Genomic DNA, 14,869 nt, shown 5'->3' on the forward strand with positions numbered 1-14,869 from the left:
GGACGTGCCCGCCGGTTTTGCGGCGGGCACGTTCAGCGAATGCGTAATGGCGACAGCACCGGTGACCGGCGCGAGGCTTGAATTTCGGCAGGCGCAGATTGTCATGGAGGAGGAATGAGGATGAGGAAATTTTTCGGCTTGGCTGTTTTGGCGGGAATCGTCTCGCCGCTCGGGTCGGCGGTTGCGCAGGGATTAACCGAGGTGGTGCAGACCCGTCTGGGTGCAGTTCAGGGAGAGGTCGTCGACGGTGTCGAGAATTTCTATGGCATACCCTATGCCGCGCCGCCCGTTGGAGACTTGAGATGGGCGGCGCCTGCACCGGCGAAAAGCTGGCAAGGTGTCCGGCCGGCGGTGGAATTCGGTTCGAACTGCGCGCAGCGAGACGGTCTCGAATCCGTGCGAGTCGAAAATGAGGATTGCCTGTATTTGAACGTGCAGCGGCCCGCCGGAACAGCTGCCGATGCCAACCTTCCGGTATTGGTTTACATCCATGGTGGTGGATGGCGTGGAGGCAGCGGTAATGTCGAGAATCTTGAAAAGCTCGTGCGCGACAACAGGATCATCGGCATTGCGATCAACTACCGGCTCGGCAGCCTCGGTTTTATGGCCCATCCGGCGCTGAGCGCGTCCGCCGGGCAGTCTGGAAACTATGGCTTCATGGATCAGCAGGCGGCCCTGCGCTGGGTTCAGGACAATGCAGCCAGTTTTGGCGGCAATCCCAAGGCCGTCACGATTGCCGGTGAGTCGGCGGGTGCAGGATCCGTCTGCGTGCAACTCGCAGTCCCCGGATCAAAGGGGTTGTTTGCCGGAGCCATCATGCAGAGCACGCTTTGCGAATCCATCCCGATCGCGACGGCCGAAGACGCCGGCGTCGCGCTGGCTACCGAACTCAATTGTACGGGCACCGATGATGCGATCCTTGCCTGCCTGCGCCGGACGCCGGTCGCGCAGGTATTGGATGCGAAGACGGTCATGAGCGGGCGGGGTGATGCGCAATCGCGGCCCGCGGTCGCCGGCATACCGCCTTTTCTGCCATCTCACGGCACGCCCTTCCTGCCATCCGTTCCTTTCAGGGCCCTGCAAAGCGGCGACCATGCGCAAGTTCCGGTTCTGATCGGCTCCCAGCGCGACGAGGCGCGCGGCTTCGTGGCCGACTGGCGCACAGCCTCCGTTCCGCAATATGACCAGGCCGCCTATGTCAAGTTTGTCCGCGAACGCTTCGGCACGGACGCCGATGCGGTGCTGAACGTCTATCCGTGGCCGACGGATGTCAGCCGGTATACCGGGACCTATCTCGTTGCAGACCTGAGCCTTGCCGGGACGGGGGGTGGCCTCGGATCGTGCCCCATCAACAATGTCACCAATGCGCTGGCGGAACGCGTGCCCACATTCGCCTATGAATTCACCTATGACAGGGGACCGGGCTGGTTCGCCGTCGATGGCTACGCCTGGGGTGCCGCCCATGCGGCAGACCTGCCCTATCTGATGCCCAAGCGTGCCTCGTCCGGGATCAATTCCAACGCGTTCGGCGATCAGGAATGGCAGCTTTCCAGCGAGATGGTCCGCTATTGGGGTGCTTTCATCCGCAATGGTGATCCGGCGGTCGAAGGTCAGGCACCATGGACGTCCTACACGTCTGGAAACGGGCCGCTCCTGTCCATTCGCGGTGCCGGCGATGCGGTTCTCATTCCCGAGGCCGCCTTCCGCAGCGCTCATAATTGTTCGTTCTGGGAATATCTCGCGAAGAACTGATGGGCTTCGCGCCCGCCGGGGTTTTGGCGGGCGGTTATCGTTAAAATCGCTGGGATCGGCTTGAGGTTAAGCCGCTCCAAGCCTCCCCCGGTGCCGTCAAGATGCCTGCCGGGTTGACCCGTATGGATTTCCCATGAGAATGGCGGGGTGATTTAAAGTGCGACAGTGCCGCTCCGCGTTTATCGCTTGGGTGCTGTTGCCAGGGGAGGACTGCGAATGACGCCGTTTCAACGTGTTATGATCCGTATTGCCGCGCTGATGGCGCTTTCGCTCGGGGTTTTGAGTGCCTGCACCGTCGCTGTCGATGAGCCCGGCGGGCGGCCCTATCCGCGGCCGCAGCCTTCGTCCCCGCAGATGTGCACGATGCAATATGATCCGGTTTGCGGCGCGCGCGGCAATACCAGCCGGACTTTCGGCAATGAATGCCAGGCGCGGGCGGAAGGGTTCCGGGTTATCGGCCGGGGCGAGTGCCGGCCGCAAAGGCCCGATTTTGGCGGCGACCGGCCGCAGGTCTGCACGCGCGAATATGCGCCGGTCTGCGCCCGCCAGGGACGGCGCGAGCAGACCTTTGCGAATGGCTGTATGGCTGAGGCGCAAGGGTTTCGTGTGATCGGCAACGGGGATTGCCGCTGATCTGAATTGGCGGACCGGACAATGCGCCCGCGTGGGGCGTTTTGCCCGGTCCTCTTCCTGTTGCTGACGGCTGGAGCTGGGCATGCTGCGCATCCTTTCGTTGAATGCCTGGGGCGGGCGGGTCCATGCGCCGCTAATGCTTTATCTCGCCGAGGTGGATGCGGATGTGATCTGCCTGCAGGAGGTGGCGCGCACGCCGGATGCCCCTTCCGACTGGCTGATCTATCGCGACCAGGGTGTCGAACTGCCGCAACGGGCCAATCTGTTCGAGGAAATCCGGGCGCTTCTGCCGGATCATGACGGGTTCTTCGCACCGACGGCGCGGGGTCCTCTGTTTGATGGCGAGCGGGCGGTGCCGTCGGAATTCGGGCTGGCGACCTTTGTGCGCAAGTCTTTGACGGTGATCGCGCAGGCGCAGGATTTCGTGCATGGCACGTTTTCGCCCGATGGCTGGGGGCCGCATCCGCGCGCCCGCAACGCTCATTGCCTGCGCCTTTTCAACCATGAGGACGGGTTTGCGTTCACCGTCGCGCAGATGCATGGCTTAAGAGAGGTTGCGGGCAAGGGCGATACGCCGGCGCGCGATGCCCAGACGCAGGCGCTGATCGAACTGATCGGGCGGGTATGGAGTGCAGATGAGCGGCTGGTGGTCTGTGGCGATTTCAACGTGCTGCCGGACAGCCGGATGTTTTCCGAACTTGCGGCGCTCGGCCTGACGGATCTGATCACGTCGCGCGGGCATGCCGATACCCGCACGTCCTACTATGAAAAGCCGGGGCGTTTTGCCGATTACCTGCTGGTCACGCCGGATATTGAAGTGATCGCCTTTGATGCGGTGCCCAAGCCGGAGGTGTCCGATCATCGCGCTCTGCTTCTGGAGATGCGTTAGGGAAAGCCGAACGCGGGGCAGCAATCATCGTGTGAGGGACCCGGTTGTCAAATTTTTTCCGTTGCCGTGTCGATCCGCAGCAGGGCCGTTCGTCGTGATGATACGGGCCGTAAGCCCGTACAACACATGGACCCTCAAGGAGACAGGCAATGCCCAAGATGATTTTTGTCAATCTGCCGGTGCGCGATCTGGCGGCTGCGATCCGCTTCTATCAGGCGATCGGATGCCAGAAGAATGAGCAGTTCAGCGACAACAGTTCGGCCAGCATGGTGTGGTCGGAGACGATTACGTTCCAGCTGGCGACCCCCGACTATTTCGCAACCTATACGCCGAAGGCGATTGCCGACGCGCATGCGACGACGGAGGTGCTGCTCGCCTTGTCGATCGACAGCCGGCAGGAGGTGGACAGATTGGCTGACGCGGCGGCGGCTGCGGGCGGCAAGGCCGACATTCGCGAGCGCCAGGACAGCGGCTTCATGTATAACCGTGCGGTCGCAGATCCCGACGGCCACATCCTCGAATTGATGTGGATGGACATGGGCGCAGTCTGAGCACGGAGCCTCCAACCCGCCGTCTGCTGCCGTCACCCATTTCCGGTGACGGCAGCGAAAGCCTTCGTTTACCATGTTTGCTTAAAATCCGTTTCAGTGACGGCCATTCCCGCCCGGCGCCCGCCTTTCGACACAGGCGGACCGCAGGTTGTTCTTGTGGGCCAGGCGGGAATGGGGCGGCGCGATGGTGCATTCTGGTGCATCCTCATCGGTAGAGGCGGCAAGTGAGTATGGCGTATGTTTCCCTTTTCCGGCGGCCGGTGGCGGTGTTTTTGCTGTCGTTATCGCTGACCACTTGTTCGACGGACGATCTGACGCCGCCTGGGCGGGTCGATTCGTCGGCACGGGTGAGTGCCATCAAGCCGGTGAACGGTCATGCGCGCGGTTCGCGCGAAAATCCCTATCCGGCAGCTCAGACACCGGTTGCGACGTTTTCTGAAAATTCCGACGATGCGGTCCCGGCCGATCCGGGGCTGCAGGGGGGCAACCGGCGCCTGCCGATGATCGACAGTGAACCCACGCAACAGCCGCTGGCCGGTGGACAGCCGATGACGGTGCCGTCTGAAGGCGTCAACATGGACGCGATGATGGGCGTTGAAACCGGATCGACGCAGGTTGTCGGCCTAGCCGAGGAACAGAACCGCGATTACGGCCGCGGCAATGAGATTGCCGAGGGCAATGCCAGCCAGCCGGTGGTTGGCGGGATTGGCGGCGACAGCGTCGAACAGCTTGGCGGGTCACAGGCCATGCAGGTGGCTTCCGCCGATCCGAGCTATGACCCCGACCTGCCGCCGCTCAGCGCTGAAAAGCAGGCGGCTGAGGAGGCGCGCAAGGCGCAGTTTCTGGACCAGCAGCAGCGCGTGATGCTGCGCAAGAACCAAGTTCAGCAGGAGCAGCAGGTGGCGTTCCTGCCGCGTGCGGGCAATCCGCTGGAATCCGAGCCTGATTTCACCGGGCGCATGCCGGCCTCCGAAGTGGCCTGCCGCCAACGGCTGAAGAAATTGCGGGTGGAATTCACCGATATTCCCCGCATTTCCAACGGAAAATCCTGTGGCATCGACTACCCGATCCAGCTGACCGGCCTTTCCGGCGGCATCGACGTCAAGCCCGCCGTTAAGCTCAATTGCGAGGTGACGGAAGCCTTTGCCAAATGGGTGAAGAACGAACTCGCACCCTCGGCCCGCTACCGCTACCTGTCCGGCATCAAGACGATCAAGCCGCTTGGGGGCTATTCCTGCCGGACGATGAATTCCAAGCGCGGCAATCCGATGTCGGAACATGCCCATGGCAACGCCATCGATGTCGGCAAGTTCGTGCTGAATTCCGGCAAGGAAATTGACGTGCGCAAGCCCGGCTTCTTCGCCTTCCGCGAAAAGGGGTTGTTGAAGGCGGTGCGCAGCGACAGCTGCAAATATTTCAACACGGTGCTCGGCCCCGGCAGCGATCCGCAGCACAAGGACCATTTCCATTTCGACCTGAGAGAGCGCAAGTCCGGATACCGGCATTGCGACTGAGGTGAGGTGCCCGTAGGTCGCTGCGGCTGGGTGGCCTGCATGCCGTGCCGCGCGGTAAGATTTGGTGGCGCGTGGCCACGAATCGAAGATTTCCCGAGGGGAACGAATGCGGCGAGAGGCTGAAAGGCCGCCCAATTCCGGTTTTCAGACGGAGGATTTGGTGTCTGCGGGCGCTCTTTCCTGATCCTCTTCCAATTCAATCTCCGGGGCGGGTGTCAGCATTCGTCCATGCCGGATGAGGATCACGTCAACGCGGAAACCATCATAGACATAATCGAGAAGATAATCGCCGACGACCAAGGTCAGGCTGCCGGCGATCCCAAGACCGTGCATTCTGTTTCCCGATTGAGGAAAGTTTTGAAGTGTTTCCCGAGCTTTTTTCATTGCGAGTGCGAAGTTTCTCGCGGCAGCAGTGTTTCGCCGGCGCAAGTAGTCCGCTTCCTGCCGGACGTAGTTCGCAGCGTCTTTTGAAAGCCTGACGGGTGTCATGCCACCTTGCCGGAAACGATCCGATCGATATCGGCAAGGACGTCATCCATGTCTTCGTGTTCGCCGTTGAGAATTTGGTCACGACCCTTGATGGCGGCCAAGATGCCGGAACCCTCGTTCATGAGATAGGTTCTGAGCGCCCGGACGATGATGTAGCTCCTAGAGCGCTCCGTCGCTTCGGCAATGGTTTCGATGTCCGACACGATATCCGAGGGTATTCGAAGGGTGACCGATTCTGAGGTACTCGCATGCGGCATGACCATCTCCTTGGCTGTGTAAGACAATGTAAGACAAACCATTCTGCCGTGCAAATTATGATAAATAGGCAGGCAGTGAAGCGGGCCGGGCGGCCACATTTCGATCAGCCGCGCGCAAAAAAAATGGCCGGTGAAAACCGGCCTAAATGAACCTTTCCGAAAGGGGGACTGCCGGAGGTTCTTGCAAATCACGTGAGTCGTCTTAGTCTCATGGCGCGACCATGACGCCGGTGCGTCACCGTTTGATGACAGACGGGCTCAAGCGGAAAAAACGCGGTTTCTGAAACCAAAGGGAACAGGCGGTTGCGGCGTTGCGGATGGTCTTGGCGATGTGTTTTCGTCTTTTCTTGATTTAGCAGCTGAAATTTTCGAAAGAACGCCCCATATAGAGCATCTCTTTCCGCCTCCTTTTCCCCGGAACATATTTCATGGCGCCCATCGTTTCCGTTTCCAATCTGGTGAAGACCTATGCGTCCGGCTTTCAGGCGCTGAAGGATGTCAGTCTCGATATCGAGGAGGGCGAAATTCTGGCGCTGCTGGGGCCGAACGGCGCCGGCAAAACGACGCTCATCTCGATCATCTGCGGTATCGTCAATCCGAGCGGCGGCACGGTGCTGGTCGGCGGCCACGATGTCGTCAAGGATTTCCGCGCCACCCGCTCGATGATAGGCCTGGTGCCGCAGGAGCTGACCACAGACCAGTTCGAGACGGTGTGGAACACGGTATCGTTTTCGCGCGGGCTGCACGGCAAGAAGCCGGACCCGGCCCATATCGAGAAGGTGCTGAAAGACCTGTCGCTGTACGACAAGAAGGACAGCATGCTGCGCGAGCTATCCGGCGGCATGAAGCGCCGGGTGCTGATTGCCAAGGCCCTGTCGCACGAGCCGCGCGTGCTCTTTCTGGATGAGCCGACCGCCGGGGTAGATGTCAACCTGCGCAAGGACATGTGGAAGGTGGTGGAGAAGCTGCGGGAAACCGGCGTCACCATCATCCTGACCACCCATTATATCGAGGAGGCCGAGGAGATCGCCGATCGCGTCGGCGTCATCAATGGCGGCAAGATCCTTCTGATCGAACAGAAGAAGGAGCTGATGAAAAAGCTCGGCCGCAAGCAGCTGCGGATCGACCTGCAGGAGAAGCTTCTGGCTATTCCCGAAACGCTGTCATCCTACGACCTGACGATCGAGGACGACGGCCAGAGCCTGATCTATGACTATGATACGTCCGGCGAGCGAACCGGCATCACCACGCTGTTGACGGCGCTGGCGGAGGCTGGCATCCGGCTGAAGGACATCTCGACACGGCAGAGTTCGCTCGAGGATATTTTCGTCGAACTGGTGGGAGCAAAAGCATGAACCTCGAAGCGGTCAAGTCGATCTATTTCTTCGAGATGGCGCGTACGCGCCGCACGCTGTTGCAAAGCGTCGTTTCGCCGGTCATCTCGACCTCGCTCTATTTCATCGTCTTTGGCGCGGCCGTCGGATCGCGCATCCAGGAAATCGACGGCGTCTCCTACGGCGCCTTCATCACACCCGGCCTGATCATGCTGACCTTGCTGACGCAGTGCATCGGCAACGGCTCCTTCGGCATCTATTTCCCGAAATTCACGGGCACGATCTATGAGCTGCTGTCGTCGCCGGTCTCGATGACGGAGATCGTGCTTGGCTATGTCGGGGCGGCGGCGACCAAGGGCATGATGATCGGCCTCATCATCCTCGGAACGGCCTCGCTGTTCGTCGATCTGTCGATCGCCCATCCGCTCGTGATGCTGCTGTTCTTCGTGCTGACGGCCGTGACCTTCAGCCTGTTCGGCTTCATCATCGGCATCTGGGCCAAGGATTTCGAGCAGCTGAACCTCATCCCGATGCTGGTCATCCCGCCGCTGGTCTTCCTGGGCGGCAGTTTCTATTCGGTCAACATGCTGCCGCCGTTCTGGCAGGCGGTCAGCCATTTCAATCCGGTGCTCTATCTCATCAGCGGCTTCCGCTGGAGCTTCTTCGAGATCGCCGACGTCAACCCGGTGGTCAGCTTTGCGATCATCATCGTGTTTCTGGCGGTGCTGATGGGGCTGCTGACGTGGATCTTCAAGACAGGATACCGGCTGCGAAACTGAGTAGAGAATAGTGAATAGGGAATAGTGAATAGTGAATAGTGAATAGTGAATAGTGAATAGGACTACCCACTACTCACTACTCACTACTCACTACTCACTACTCACTATCCGCTCACTGCACCACTTCTTCCAGTTCACAGGCCTTCGTGTCGATCGTCATGGCGTTACCGCGCCAGACGAAGGCGCCGCTGCCCCAGCTCCGGATCCAGACCAGCGGTAGCATGATGTCGCGAACGAGGATGGCGGGCAGGGAGAGGAGCGATACGCGCCAGCCCTTGGCCAGGCCAAGGGCCAGTTCCGGCAAGTAGATCGCAGCGGCGACGGCTAAGGCGACGGCAAAGATATTGACGCCTGCGAGATGAGCTGCGGCGATTGCAAGGAGGAGGGGCGGCAGCGCGCCGAGCAGAATTTCCGGTGCGAAGAACTGCGGAAAGGTGACGCGGCGCAGGCGTGCCCATCGTGCCTGGCGCGACCATATGTCATGGCGGGTGCGGCTGCCGAGCGGCTGGTCGAAGGGGGAGGATACAAGATGGACCTTCAACCCGAGACGATTGACCAGCTTGGTTGCGGCGGCATCCTCGGCAATCTCGGCGGCGAGCGCTTCAATGCCGTTATTTGAGTCAAGGAGAGGTTTGAACCACAACATGCTCTTTCCCTGTGCAAATCCGAGCCCGATCGCTTCGCCGGTATATTGCCAGCGGGCCTGATGCGTGTTCAGGAACATGCATTCGACCTCGGCCCAGAAACCGTCCGGCCGTGATCCGATCGGCGTCGAGCACACCACACCTGTGTTCTTGCGCCAACCCGCCATCAGGTGAGCCACGTAGTCCTTCGGCATAAGCACGTTGGAATCGGCAAGGATCACCCAGTCGTGCCGGGCGGCTTTCCAGCCTTTCACGCAGTTGTTGAGTTTTGGATTGGCACTGATCCGGTCGTCGCCGGTCAGGATGCGCGTGGGAATACCGGGATTGGCGGCCATCGCCCGGCGTATCTCGCCGATGACAGGATCGCGCGGATTGGCGACGCAAAAGATCAGCTCGTAATCGGGCCAATCAAGCGAAAAGGCGCGCGCGAGCGTTTCGGGCGTGAATGCTTCTATGCCGCGGGCGGGCACGACGATCGAGACCGGCGGCCGCTTCTGGACTGGCGGAGCCGGCTCCCCGCTTGGCGCCATTCGCCAGCCGGCGATGATGATGCTGACGACATTGACCAGGATGAGGATTGCGGCCGCAGCGGCCAATGCGATGATCATACACAGTCCCCTTGCTCGCACAGCTGCTTCTTGACGAATCCGCAGCAGCTGAGCTGTCCAGCAACATCATTGTCATATGACGCGCGGATGACAGGCGGTGCTTTAAAGAGGCGCGCCGCTGGGAACGAAGCGAGCCCCTCACCAGCAAAATCTAACACTTAGCTAAGGCTAAGATGTTGATTTTGCGTCCTCTCCCACGAGGGGAGAGGGAGGGCGGACTTGTCTCCCCCTTTGCGGGGGAGAAAGCAATTTCAGCATCTTAGCTTTAGCTAAGTGCTAGAAATTGCAAGAGAGGGGGTAGGACTGGGAAATGAAGTGAGCCCTTCACCAGCAAAATCTAACACTTAGCTGAAGCTAAGATGTTGATTTTACGTCCTCTCCCGCAAGGGGAGAGGGAGGGCGGACTTGTCTCCCCCTTTGCGGGGGAGAAAGCAATTTCAGCAGCTTAGCTTTAGCTAAGTGCTAGAAATTGCAAGAGAGGGGTAGGGCTGGGAAACGAAGCGAGCCCCTCACCAGCAAAATCTAACACTTAGCTGAAGCTAAGATGTTGATTTTGCGTCCTCTCCCGCGAGGTGAGAGGGAGGGCCGTTAATCCCGCAGGCGCAACTCATCCGTCTGCATTTGCAGGAAATCGAGTGTCGACAGAAAACTCATTCCGAGCAGGCTCTGGTCGAGTTTGCCTTCCTCGGTGACCATGGCCTGGATGTTGTTGCGCACGATCGGGCCGATGGCGACTTCGGCGAGGGTTATGGGGGCGGCGCGGGCTTCGCCGTTGGCGGTGGAGACCCGTTGGGTGAAAGCGAGGCCGGCGGGGTTGAGGCCCAGCGTCTGGGCATCCTCGTAGGAGAGCGCCACGCGGCTGGCGCCGGTATCGACCAGCATCTGGACGGTTTCGCCATTGACCGTGACCGGTGTTTCGAAATGGCCGTTCAGCACCTTGTGCAGCACGACCTCCTGGATGCCCTCATTATCGGTGAAGACGGCGGCGCGGCCGGGAATAAGGCCGGCGACCAGGCGGTTGCCGAAGGATTGCAGGTCGGTGCGGTAGAGATAGGCAGAGACGAGAACGAGGATGATCAGCACCCAGACGCCGAACTGGCGCAGCGTCTCGCCGATATTGTGGCGGCGGCTTTGCACGATGCCGGTGGCAAACATCGTGGCGATGGCGCCGAGCGTGACCAGGCGGCCGAAATCGTCGTTCATGATGCCGAATGTGCGGCCGCTGTCGTGGTTGAGAATGAGAAAGACGAGGCCGACGGCAAGGATGCCCAGAACAATGGTCAGTCTCGTCATTCGCCGGTGACCCTTTCGCGTGCCATGCGGGTCCGGCGCGTTTCGCGGCGCGGCTTGCGCTCCAGCGTCTCCAGCCGGGCGCCGAGGCTCTCCATGATGTCGCGGCGCTCTTGCGGCGTATAGAGCGTCCAGCCGCCGATCTCATCGCGCGTGCGGCCGCAACCGAAGCAATATCCGGTTTTCATGTCGATCGAACAGACGAGAATGCAGGGTGTTTCCATCAGGTGCGGTGATCCGGGCAAACAGTTGTTCTAACTTATATCGTCGTTTCAAATTGCCAGCGCAAGGGCCGCGAAAACGGCGATTTCGGTCAATTGTTGTGTGGCACCGATTGTGTCGCCGGTATGGCCGCCGATCTTGCCATCGACAATTTGGCTGAAGGCAGGGACCGTGACGGCAAAAGCGGCGATGGCAAGGACGGTGGCCGGCAGCGACGCGCCGGACAAAAGCAGCAGGATTGCGGACGACACGACGCCGGAGATCAGCGCGAATGTGACTGCCGATGCCTGCGGTTCGCCGGCTGACGCCGCAACGCCGTCGTGCCGGGCGGGCGGCAGTTTCGACCAGTGCCAGACCATGGCGGTGCGGCTCAGCGCGGCAGCGGCCAGCACCAGCAATCCGGCACCCGTCGGCGATACCAGCGGCAGCACTGCAGAGAGCGCCGATACTCGCAGCCCGAAGGAGAGGATGAGGGCGACGGCACCGTAGGAGCCGATGCGGCTGTCCTTCATGATGACAAGCGCCTTTTCCCGGGTTCTGCCGCCGCCAAGGCCATCGGCGGTATCGCTGAGGCCGTCCTCGTGCAGGGCGCCGGTGATCAGCGCATGGACGGCAACTGCGGCGAAGGCAGTGAACAGGGGCGAAACATTGAGCGCGCTGAAGACCGACACGATGGCGGCGGCAGGCAGAACGATCAGCAGGCCAGCCAGCGGAAAGGCGCGCACCGCGCGGCTGAGGCGGCCATCGAAATTGACGAAATGACGCTGCGGCATGTGGATCCGGCTGAGAAACGCCACCGAGCGGGCCAGGTCATCGATGAAATCGCGGATATCGAACATGAACATCGTCCCCCAGACCGGGCCGCCCCCGGCGAATCGGTGTTTTCAAGCTGATCATGCGACGGCGGCACGAACCGGCGCAAACCCCGTTGCCGGATTCATCGCAGCCCTTTATGAGGAAGCACCTTTGCGAAGCCAAGCTTTGCCGATGACGAGACGATACAAGGATTTTCATTATGAGTGCCAGCGGCCTGCCGTTCGACGATTTCCGTGAATTGCTGCGAAACCTGCCGGGTCCCGACAGTGCGGCGCTGGTGGCCGCGCGCGAGCGCGATGCGCAGCTCACCAAGCCGCCGGGTGCGCTGGGACGGCTTGAGGAAATCGCCTTCTGGCTGGCGGCCTGGACGGGCAGGGCGCCAGCCGTCAACCGGCCGCTAGTGGCGATCTTTGCCGGCAATCACGGCGTCACCCGCCAGGGCGTCACGCCGTTTCCATCTTCGGTGACGGCGCAGATGGTGGAGAATTTCGCAGCCGGCGGCGCTGCCATCAACCAGATCTGCGTCAGCCATGATCTGGGCCTCAAGGTGTTCGATCTGGCGCTGGAATATCCGACCGGCGATATTACCGAGGAAGCAGCGCTTTCTGAGCGCGATTGTGCGGCGACCATGGCGTTTGGCATGGAGGCGGTTGCCGGTGGAACCGATCTTCTGTGCATCGGCGAAATGGGCATCGGCAATACGACGATCGCGGCCGCGATCAATCTGGCGCTTTACGGCGGTACCGCCGAGGAATGGGTAGGTCCTGGCACCGGATCGCAGGGCGAGGTTCTCGCCCGCAAGATCGCTGCCGTTGAAAAGGCGGTGACGTTGCATGGCGACCATCTTGCCGATCCGTTCGAGGTGCTTCGGCGCCTTGGCGGCCGCGAGATCGCCGCGATGGCCGGTGCCATCCTTGCCGCGCGCATGCAGAAAATCCCTGTCATCATCGACGGCTATGTCGCAACCACGGCGGCGGCGATCCTGAAGGCTGCCAATCCGGCAGCGCTCGATCATTGCCTGATCGGCCATGTCTCGGCAGAGCCCGGCCATATGAAGGCGATCGAAATGCTCGGCAAGACGCCGCTTCTGGCGCTTGGCATGCGGCTGGGCGAGGGCACGGGGGCGGCGCTGGCTGCCGGCATCGTCAAGGCGGCGGCTGCCTGCCATTCCGGCATGGCGACCTTCGCGCAGGCCGGCGTCAGCAACAAGAGCTGATCTTTCAAAAGTTGCCTGCAATTGTGGGTCATGCCGGCTCCGGCCATCATGCCGGGGCTTGATAGGCCAGGGCTTCTCACCTATTCGGGAGCGGCGATCCATTCGAATGATGGTGGCCCATTCTGCCCGTATTCACGGTGCATTCAGGCTGATGTCAGTATCGCGTGTTCCTTGCGGCGGTGTAGAGAGCAAGGAGCGAGCATGTATCTGAACGAGGACTATCGTGGAATGGCCAGTGAGAAGCCGGTAAAAAAGCAGACGGGAATCCGGCATTTCTTTGCGGCTGCCACCTATTCCTTCGGCGGTGCCAAGCGTCTGCTCGGCGAAGCGGCGTTTCGTCATGAACTCGGCGCCTTTGCCATCGCGATGGTCGCATTTGCCGTGACGGGTGCAACCCTGTTCCAGTATGTCGCGGCCTTCGTGTTGTTCCTGCTGATGATCGCATTCGAGGCGCTGAATACGGCGATTGAGGAAATCGTCGATCGCGTTTCGCCGGAAATTTCAGAAATGGGCAAGAATGCCAAGGATCTGGGCTCGCTCGCCTGCCTGTGCATGATCCTCGCCAATGCGGGCTATGTCGCCTATGTCGTGGTTCTCTCCCATCTCTTCGGTATTTGAAAATGGCCGGTGCTGATTTTATTCCCTCTTCAACAGTCAAATTTAATTGAGCGATTTCTTTCTTTCCTGACGCTTATCAAAGTTGACGGCAAGTATCAGGATTATATACCGGGGCCGCCGGACAAGATGGTCCGCAGAAAACTCGGAGTGGTTTCCATGACAATTTCCTTTTCAGGTTCAGCAGGCGCGCTGGCGCTCGCGGCCCTTTTCGCCAGCACGGGAGCCACCGTTGCGCTCGCTCAGGACGATATCGGCATCGTCGTCTATAATGCGCAGCACGAAAGCCTCGGCGTCGCCTGGGCCGAAGCCTTTACCAAGGAAACCGGTATCAAGGTGACGCTGCGCAAGGGCAGCGATATGGAATTCGCCAATCAGATCGTCCAGGAAGGGGCCGCATCGCCGGCCGACGTGTTCCTGACGGAAAATTCGCCGGCCATGTCGCTGGTGGATGGCGCCGGGCTGTTCGAGCCGGTTGCCGCCGATACGCTGGCGCAGGTGCCCGAGAATTTTCGCCCGTCGAACGGCCATTGGACCGGCGTTGCCGCCCGCTCGACCGTGTTTGCCTATGACAAGACCAAGCTGACCGAAGACAAGCTGCCGAAGTCGATGCTGGATCTGGCCGATCCGAGCTGGAAGGGCCGCTGGGCCGCTTCGCCGTCCGGCGCCGACTTCCAGGCGATCGTCAGCGCGCTTCTGTCGCTGAAGGGTGAAGAGGCGACGGCCGCCTGGCTGAAGGCGATGAAGGAAAACTTTACCGCCTACAAGGGCAATTCAACGGCGATGAAGGCCGTCAATGCCGGGGAAGTCGAAGGGGCGGTGATCTACCACTACTACTATTTCGGCGATCAGGCGAAGACCGGCGAAAACAGCAAGAATGTCGCGCTGCATTTCTTCAAGAACGAAGATCCCGGTGCCTTCGTCAGCATTTCCGGCGGCGGCGTGCTCGCGTCCAGCCAGCACAAGGAGAATGCCCAGAAATTCCTCGCCTGGATCACCGGCAAGGGCGGGCAGGGCATCCTGCGCGACGGCACCTCGTTCGAATATGCCGTCGGCAATGGCGAAGCCTCCAACAAGGCCCTGCCGGCTCTCTCCGAGCTGCAGTATCCGAAGGTCGATCCGGCCACACTCAACAGCGCAAAAGTCACAGACCTGATGACGGACGCCGGTCTGCTGTGATAGGCAGAGGCTAAACCTGATCGGAACGCTCCGGTTAGGTATCGTCATTCCGGACTACCGGTGACATTCGCAGCCGCTCGA

Annotated in this window: 16 protein-coding genes; 10 read left to right on the forward strand and 6 right to left on the reverse strand. The window is 60.7% G+C overall.

Annotated elements, in window-relative coordinates; genetic code table 11:
• Nucleotides 1-120: 120 nt before the first annotated feature.
• The 5 genes from ASD32_RS25110 (at nt 121) to ASD32_RS25130 (ending at nt 5,339) form a co-directional block, all read left to right on the forward strand.
• The gene (locus tag ASD32_RS25110) at nt 121-1,752 is read left to right on the forward strand and encodes a carboxylesterase family protein (protein ID WP_060640765.1); all 1,632 of its coding nucleotides are present in this window, start codon (nt 121-123) and stop codon (nt 1,750-1,752) included.
• A 216-nt stretch (nt 1,753-1,968) separates the two neighbouring features.
• The gene (locus tag ASD32_RS25115) at nt 1,969-2,385 is read left to right on the forward strand and encodes a Kazal-type serine protease inhibitor domain-containing protein (protein ID WP_060640766.1); all 417 of its coding nucleotides are present in this window, start codon (nt 1,969-1,971) and stop codon (nt 2,383-2,385) included.
• 85 nt (nt 2,386-2,470) lie between these two features.
• Nucleotides 2,471-3,274: an endonuclease/exonuclease/phosphatase family protein gene (locus ASD32_RS25120; RefSeq protein WP_060640993.1), complete on the forward strand. Its 804-nt coding sequence runs from the start codon at nt 2,471-2,473 to the stop codon at nt 3,272-3,274.
• A gap of 149 nt (nt 3,275-3,423) precedes the next feature.
• Nucleotides 3,424-3,825 carry a VOC family protein gene (locus ASD32_RS25125; protein ID WP_060640767.1) on the forward strand — a complete coding sequence of 134 codons (402 nt, stop codon included), beginning with the start codon at nt 3,424-3,426 and terminating at the stop codon, nt 3,823-3,825.
• Between the two features lie 230 nt (nt 3,826-4,055).
• Nucleotides 4,056-5,339 (forward strand): extensin family protein, encoded by a 1,284-nt coding sequence (locus ASD32_RS25130; protein WP_060640768.1) that lies wholly within the window; start codon nt 4,056-4,058, stop codon nt 5,337-5,339.
• Nucleotides 5,340-5,483: 144 nt separating this feature from the next.
• Here ASD32_RS25130 and ASD32_RS29230 read toward each other — a convergent pair whose 3' ends face one another.
• On the reverse strand, nt 5,484-5,828 hold the full coding sequence (locus tag ASD32_RS29230; protein WP_082546933.1) for a type II toxin-antitoxin system RelE/ParE family toxin: 345 nt from the start codon (nt 5,826-5,828) through the stop codon (nt 5,484-5,486).
• Complete coding sequence (locus ASD32_RS25140) at nt 5,825-6,085, reverse strand: ribbon-helix-helix domain-containing protein (protein WP_060640770.1); 261 nt, start codon at nt 6,083-6,085, stop codon at nt 5,825-5,827. Before ASD32_RS25140 ends, ASD32_RS29230 begins: the two co-directional genes overlap by 4 nt.
• 428 nt (nt 6,086-6,513) lie before the next feature.
• On the opposite strand from ASD32_RS25140, the gene ASD32_RS25145 reads away from it, so the two are divergent.
• Nucleotides 6,514-7,440 carry an ABC transporter ATP-binding protein gene (locus ASD32_RS25145; protein WP_060640771.1) on the forward strand — a complete coding sequence of 309 codons (927 nt, stop codon included), beginning with the start codon at nt 6,514-6,516 and terminating at the stop codon, nt 7,438-7,440.
• Entirely contained in the window at nt 7,437-8,198 is a 762-nt protein-coding gene (locus ASD32_RS25150; RefSeq protein WP_060640772.1) for an ABC transporter permease, read from the forward strand. Before ASD32_RS25145 ends, ASD32_RS25150 begins: the two co-directional genes overlap by 4 nt.
• Nucleotides 8,199-8,310: 112 nt before the next feature.
• Here the strand turns inward: ASD32_RS25150 and ASD32_RS25155 are convergent, their stop codons facing one another.
• From ASD32_RS25155 to ASD32_RS25170, 4 genes are all read right to left on the reverse strand, one after another.
• Complete coding sequence (locus ASD32_RS25155; RefSeq protein WP_060640773.1) at nt 8,311-9,450, reverse strand: glycosyltransferase; 1,140 nt, start codon at nt 9,448-9,450, stop codon at nt 8,311-8,313.
• Between the two features lie 588 nt (nt 9,451-10,038).
• On the reverse strand, nt 10,039-10,743 hold the full coding sequence (locus ASD32_RS25160; protein WP_060640774.1) for a TIGR02281 family clan AA aspartic protease: 705 nt from the start codon (nt 10,741-10,743) through the stop codon (nt 10,039-10,041).
• Complete coding sequence (locus ASD32_RS25165; protein WP_060640775.1) at nt 10,740-10,964, reverse strand: DUF1289 domain-containing protein; 225 nt, start codon at nt 10,962-10,964, stop codon at nt 10,740-10,742. The genes ASD32_RS25160 and ASD32_RS25165 overlap by 4 nt, the downstream gene beginning before the upstream one ends.
• Before the next feature lie 48 nt (nt 10,965-11,012).
• Entirely contained in the window at nt 11,013-11,801 is a 789-nt protein-coding gene (locus tag ASD32_RS25170; protein ID WP_060640776.1) for an adenosylcobinamide-GDP ribazoletransferase, read from the reverse strand.
• 176 nt (nt 11,802-11,977) lie between these two features.
• Here ASD32_RS25170 and cobT point away from each other — a divergent pair, with 176 nt between their 5' ends.
• The 3 genes from cobT to ASD32_RS25185 all read left to right on the forward strand — a co-directional run bounded on the left by cobT (nt 11,978) and on the right by ASD32_RS25185 (nt 14,788).
• Nucleotides 11,978-12,994 carry a nicotinate-nucleotide--dimethylbenzimidazole phosphoribosyltransferase gene (gene cobT, locus ASD32_RS25175; RefSeq protein ID WP_060640777.1) on the forward strand — a complete coding sequence of 339 codons (1,017 nt, stop codon included), beginning with the start codon at nt 11,978-11,980 and terminating at the stop codon, nt 12,992-12,994.
• A 201-nt stretch (nt 12,995-13,195) separates the two neighbouring features.
• A complete protein-coding gene (locus tag ASD32_RS25180) occupies nt 13,196-13,612 on the forward strand; it encodes a diacylglycerol kinase (RefSeq protein WP_082546934.1) in 417 nt (138 codons plus the stop codon).
• Between the two features lie 156 nt (nt 13,613-13,768).
• On the forward strand, nt 13,769-14,788 hold the full coding sequence (locus ASD32_RS25185; protein WP_060640778.1) for an iron ABC transporter substrate-binding protein: 1,020 nt from the start codon (nt 13,769-13,771) through the stop codon (nt 14,786-14,788).
• The last annotated feature ends 81 nt before the right edge of the window (nt 14,789-14,869 follow it).

Origin of the sequence: Rhizobium sp. Root483D2 (genome assembly GCF_001426685.1) — a bacterium.
Classification (GTDB): domain Bacteria; phylum Pseudomonadota; class Alphaproteobacteria; order Rhizobiales; family Rhizobiaceae; genus Pararhizobium; species Pararhizobium qamdonense.

Excerpts from the sequence above, each read along its gene's own strand:
- ASD32_RS25160 (WP_060640774.1), bottom strand. The coding sequence starts at position 10,743 with ATGACGAGACTGACCATTGTTCTGGGCATCCTTGCCGTCGGCCTCGTC.
- ASD32_RS25110 (WP_060640765.1), top strand. The coding sequence starts at position 121 with ATGAGGAAATTTTTCGGCTTGGCTGTTTTGGCGGGAATCGTCTCGCCG.
- ASD32_RS25155 (WP_060640773.1), bottom strand. The coding sequence starts at position 9,450 with ATGATCATCGCATTGGCCGCTGCGGCCGCAATCCTCATCCTGGTCAAT.
- ASD32_RS25145 (WP_060640771.1), top strand. The coding sequence starts at position 6,514 with ATGGCGCCCATCGTTTCCGTTTCCAATCTGGTGAAGACCTATGCGTCC.
- cobT (WP_060640777.1), top strand. The coding sequence starts at position 11,978 with ATGAGTGCCAGCGGCCTGCCGTTCGACGATTTCCGTGAATTGCTGCGA.
- ASD32_RS25130 (WP_060640768.1), top strand. The coding sequence starts at position 4,056 with ATGGCGTATGTTTCCCTTTTCCGGCGGCCGGTGGCGGTGTTTTTGCTG.
- ASD32_RS25140 (WP_060640770.1), bottom strand. The coding sequence starts at position 6,085 with ATGCCGCATGCGAGTACCTCAGAATCGGTCACCCTTCGAATACCCTCG.
- ASD32_RS25150 (WP_060640772.1), top strand. The coding sequence starts at position 7,437 with ATGAACCTCGAAGCGGTCAAGTCGATCTATTTCTTCGAGATGGCGCGT.
- ASD32_RS25170 (WP_060640776.1), bottom strand. The coding sequence starts at position 11,801 with ATGTTCGATATCCGCGATTTCATCGATGACCTGGCCCGCTCGGTGGCG.
- ASD32_RS25165 (WP_060640775.1), bottom strand. The coding sequence starts at position 10,964 with ATGGAAACACCCTGCATTCTCGTCTGTTCGATCGACATGAAAACCGGA.
- ASD32_RS25185 (WP_060640778.1), top strand. The coding sequence starts at position 13,769 with ATGACAATTTCCTTTTCAGGTTCAGCAGGCGCGCTGGCGCTCGCGGCC.
- ASD32_RS25180 (WP_082546934.1), top strand. The coding sequence starts at position 13,196 with ATGTATCTGAACGAGGACTATCGTGGAATGGCCAGTGAGAAGCCGGTA.
- ASD32_RS29230 (WP_082546933.1), bottom strand. The coding sequence starts at position 5,828 with ATGACACCCGTCAGGCTTTCAAAAGACGCTGCGAACTACGTCCGGCAG.
- ASD32_RS25125 (WP_060640767.1), top strand. The coding sequence starts at position 3,424 with ATGCCCAAGATGATTTTTGTCAATCTGCCGGTGCGCGATCTGGCGGCT.
- ASD32_RS25115 (WP_060640766.1), top strand. The coding sequence starts at position 1,969 with ATGACGCCGTTTCAACGTGTTATGATCCGTATTGCCGCGCTGATGGCG.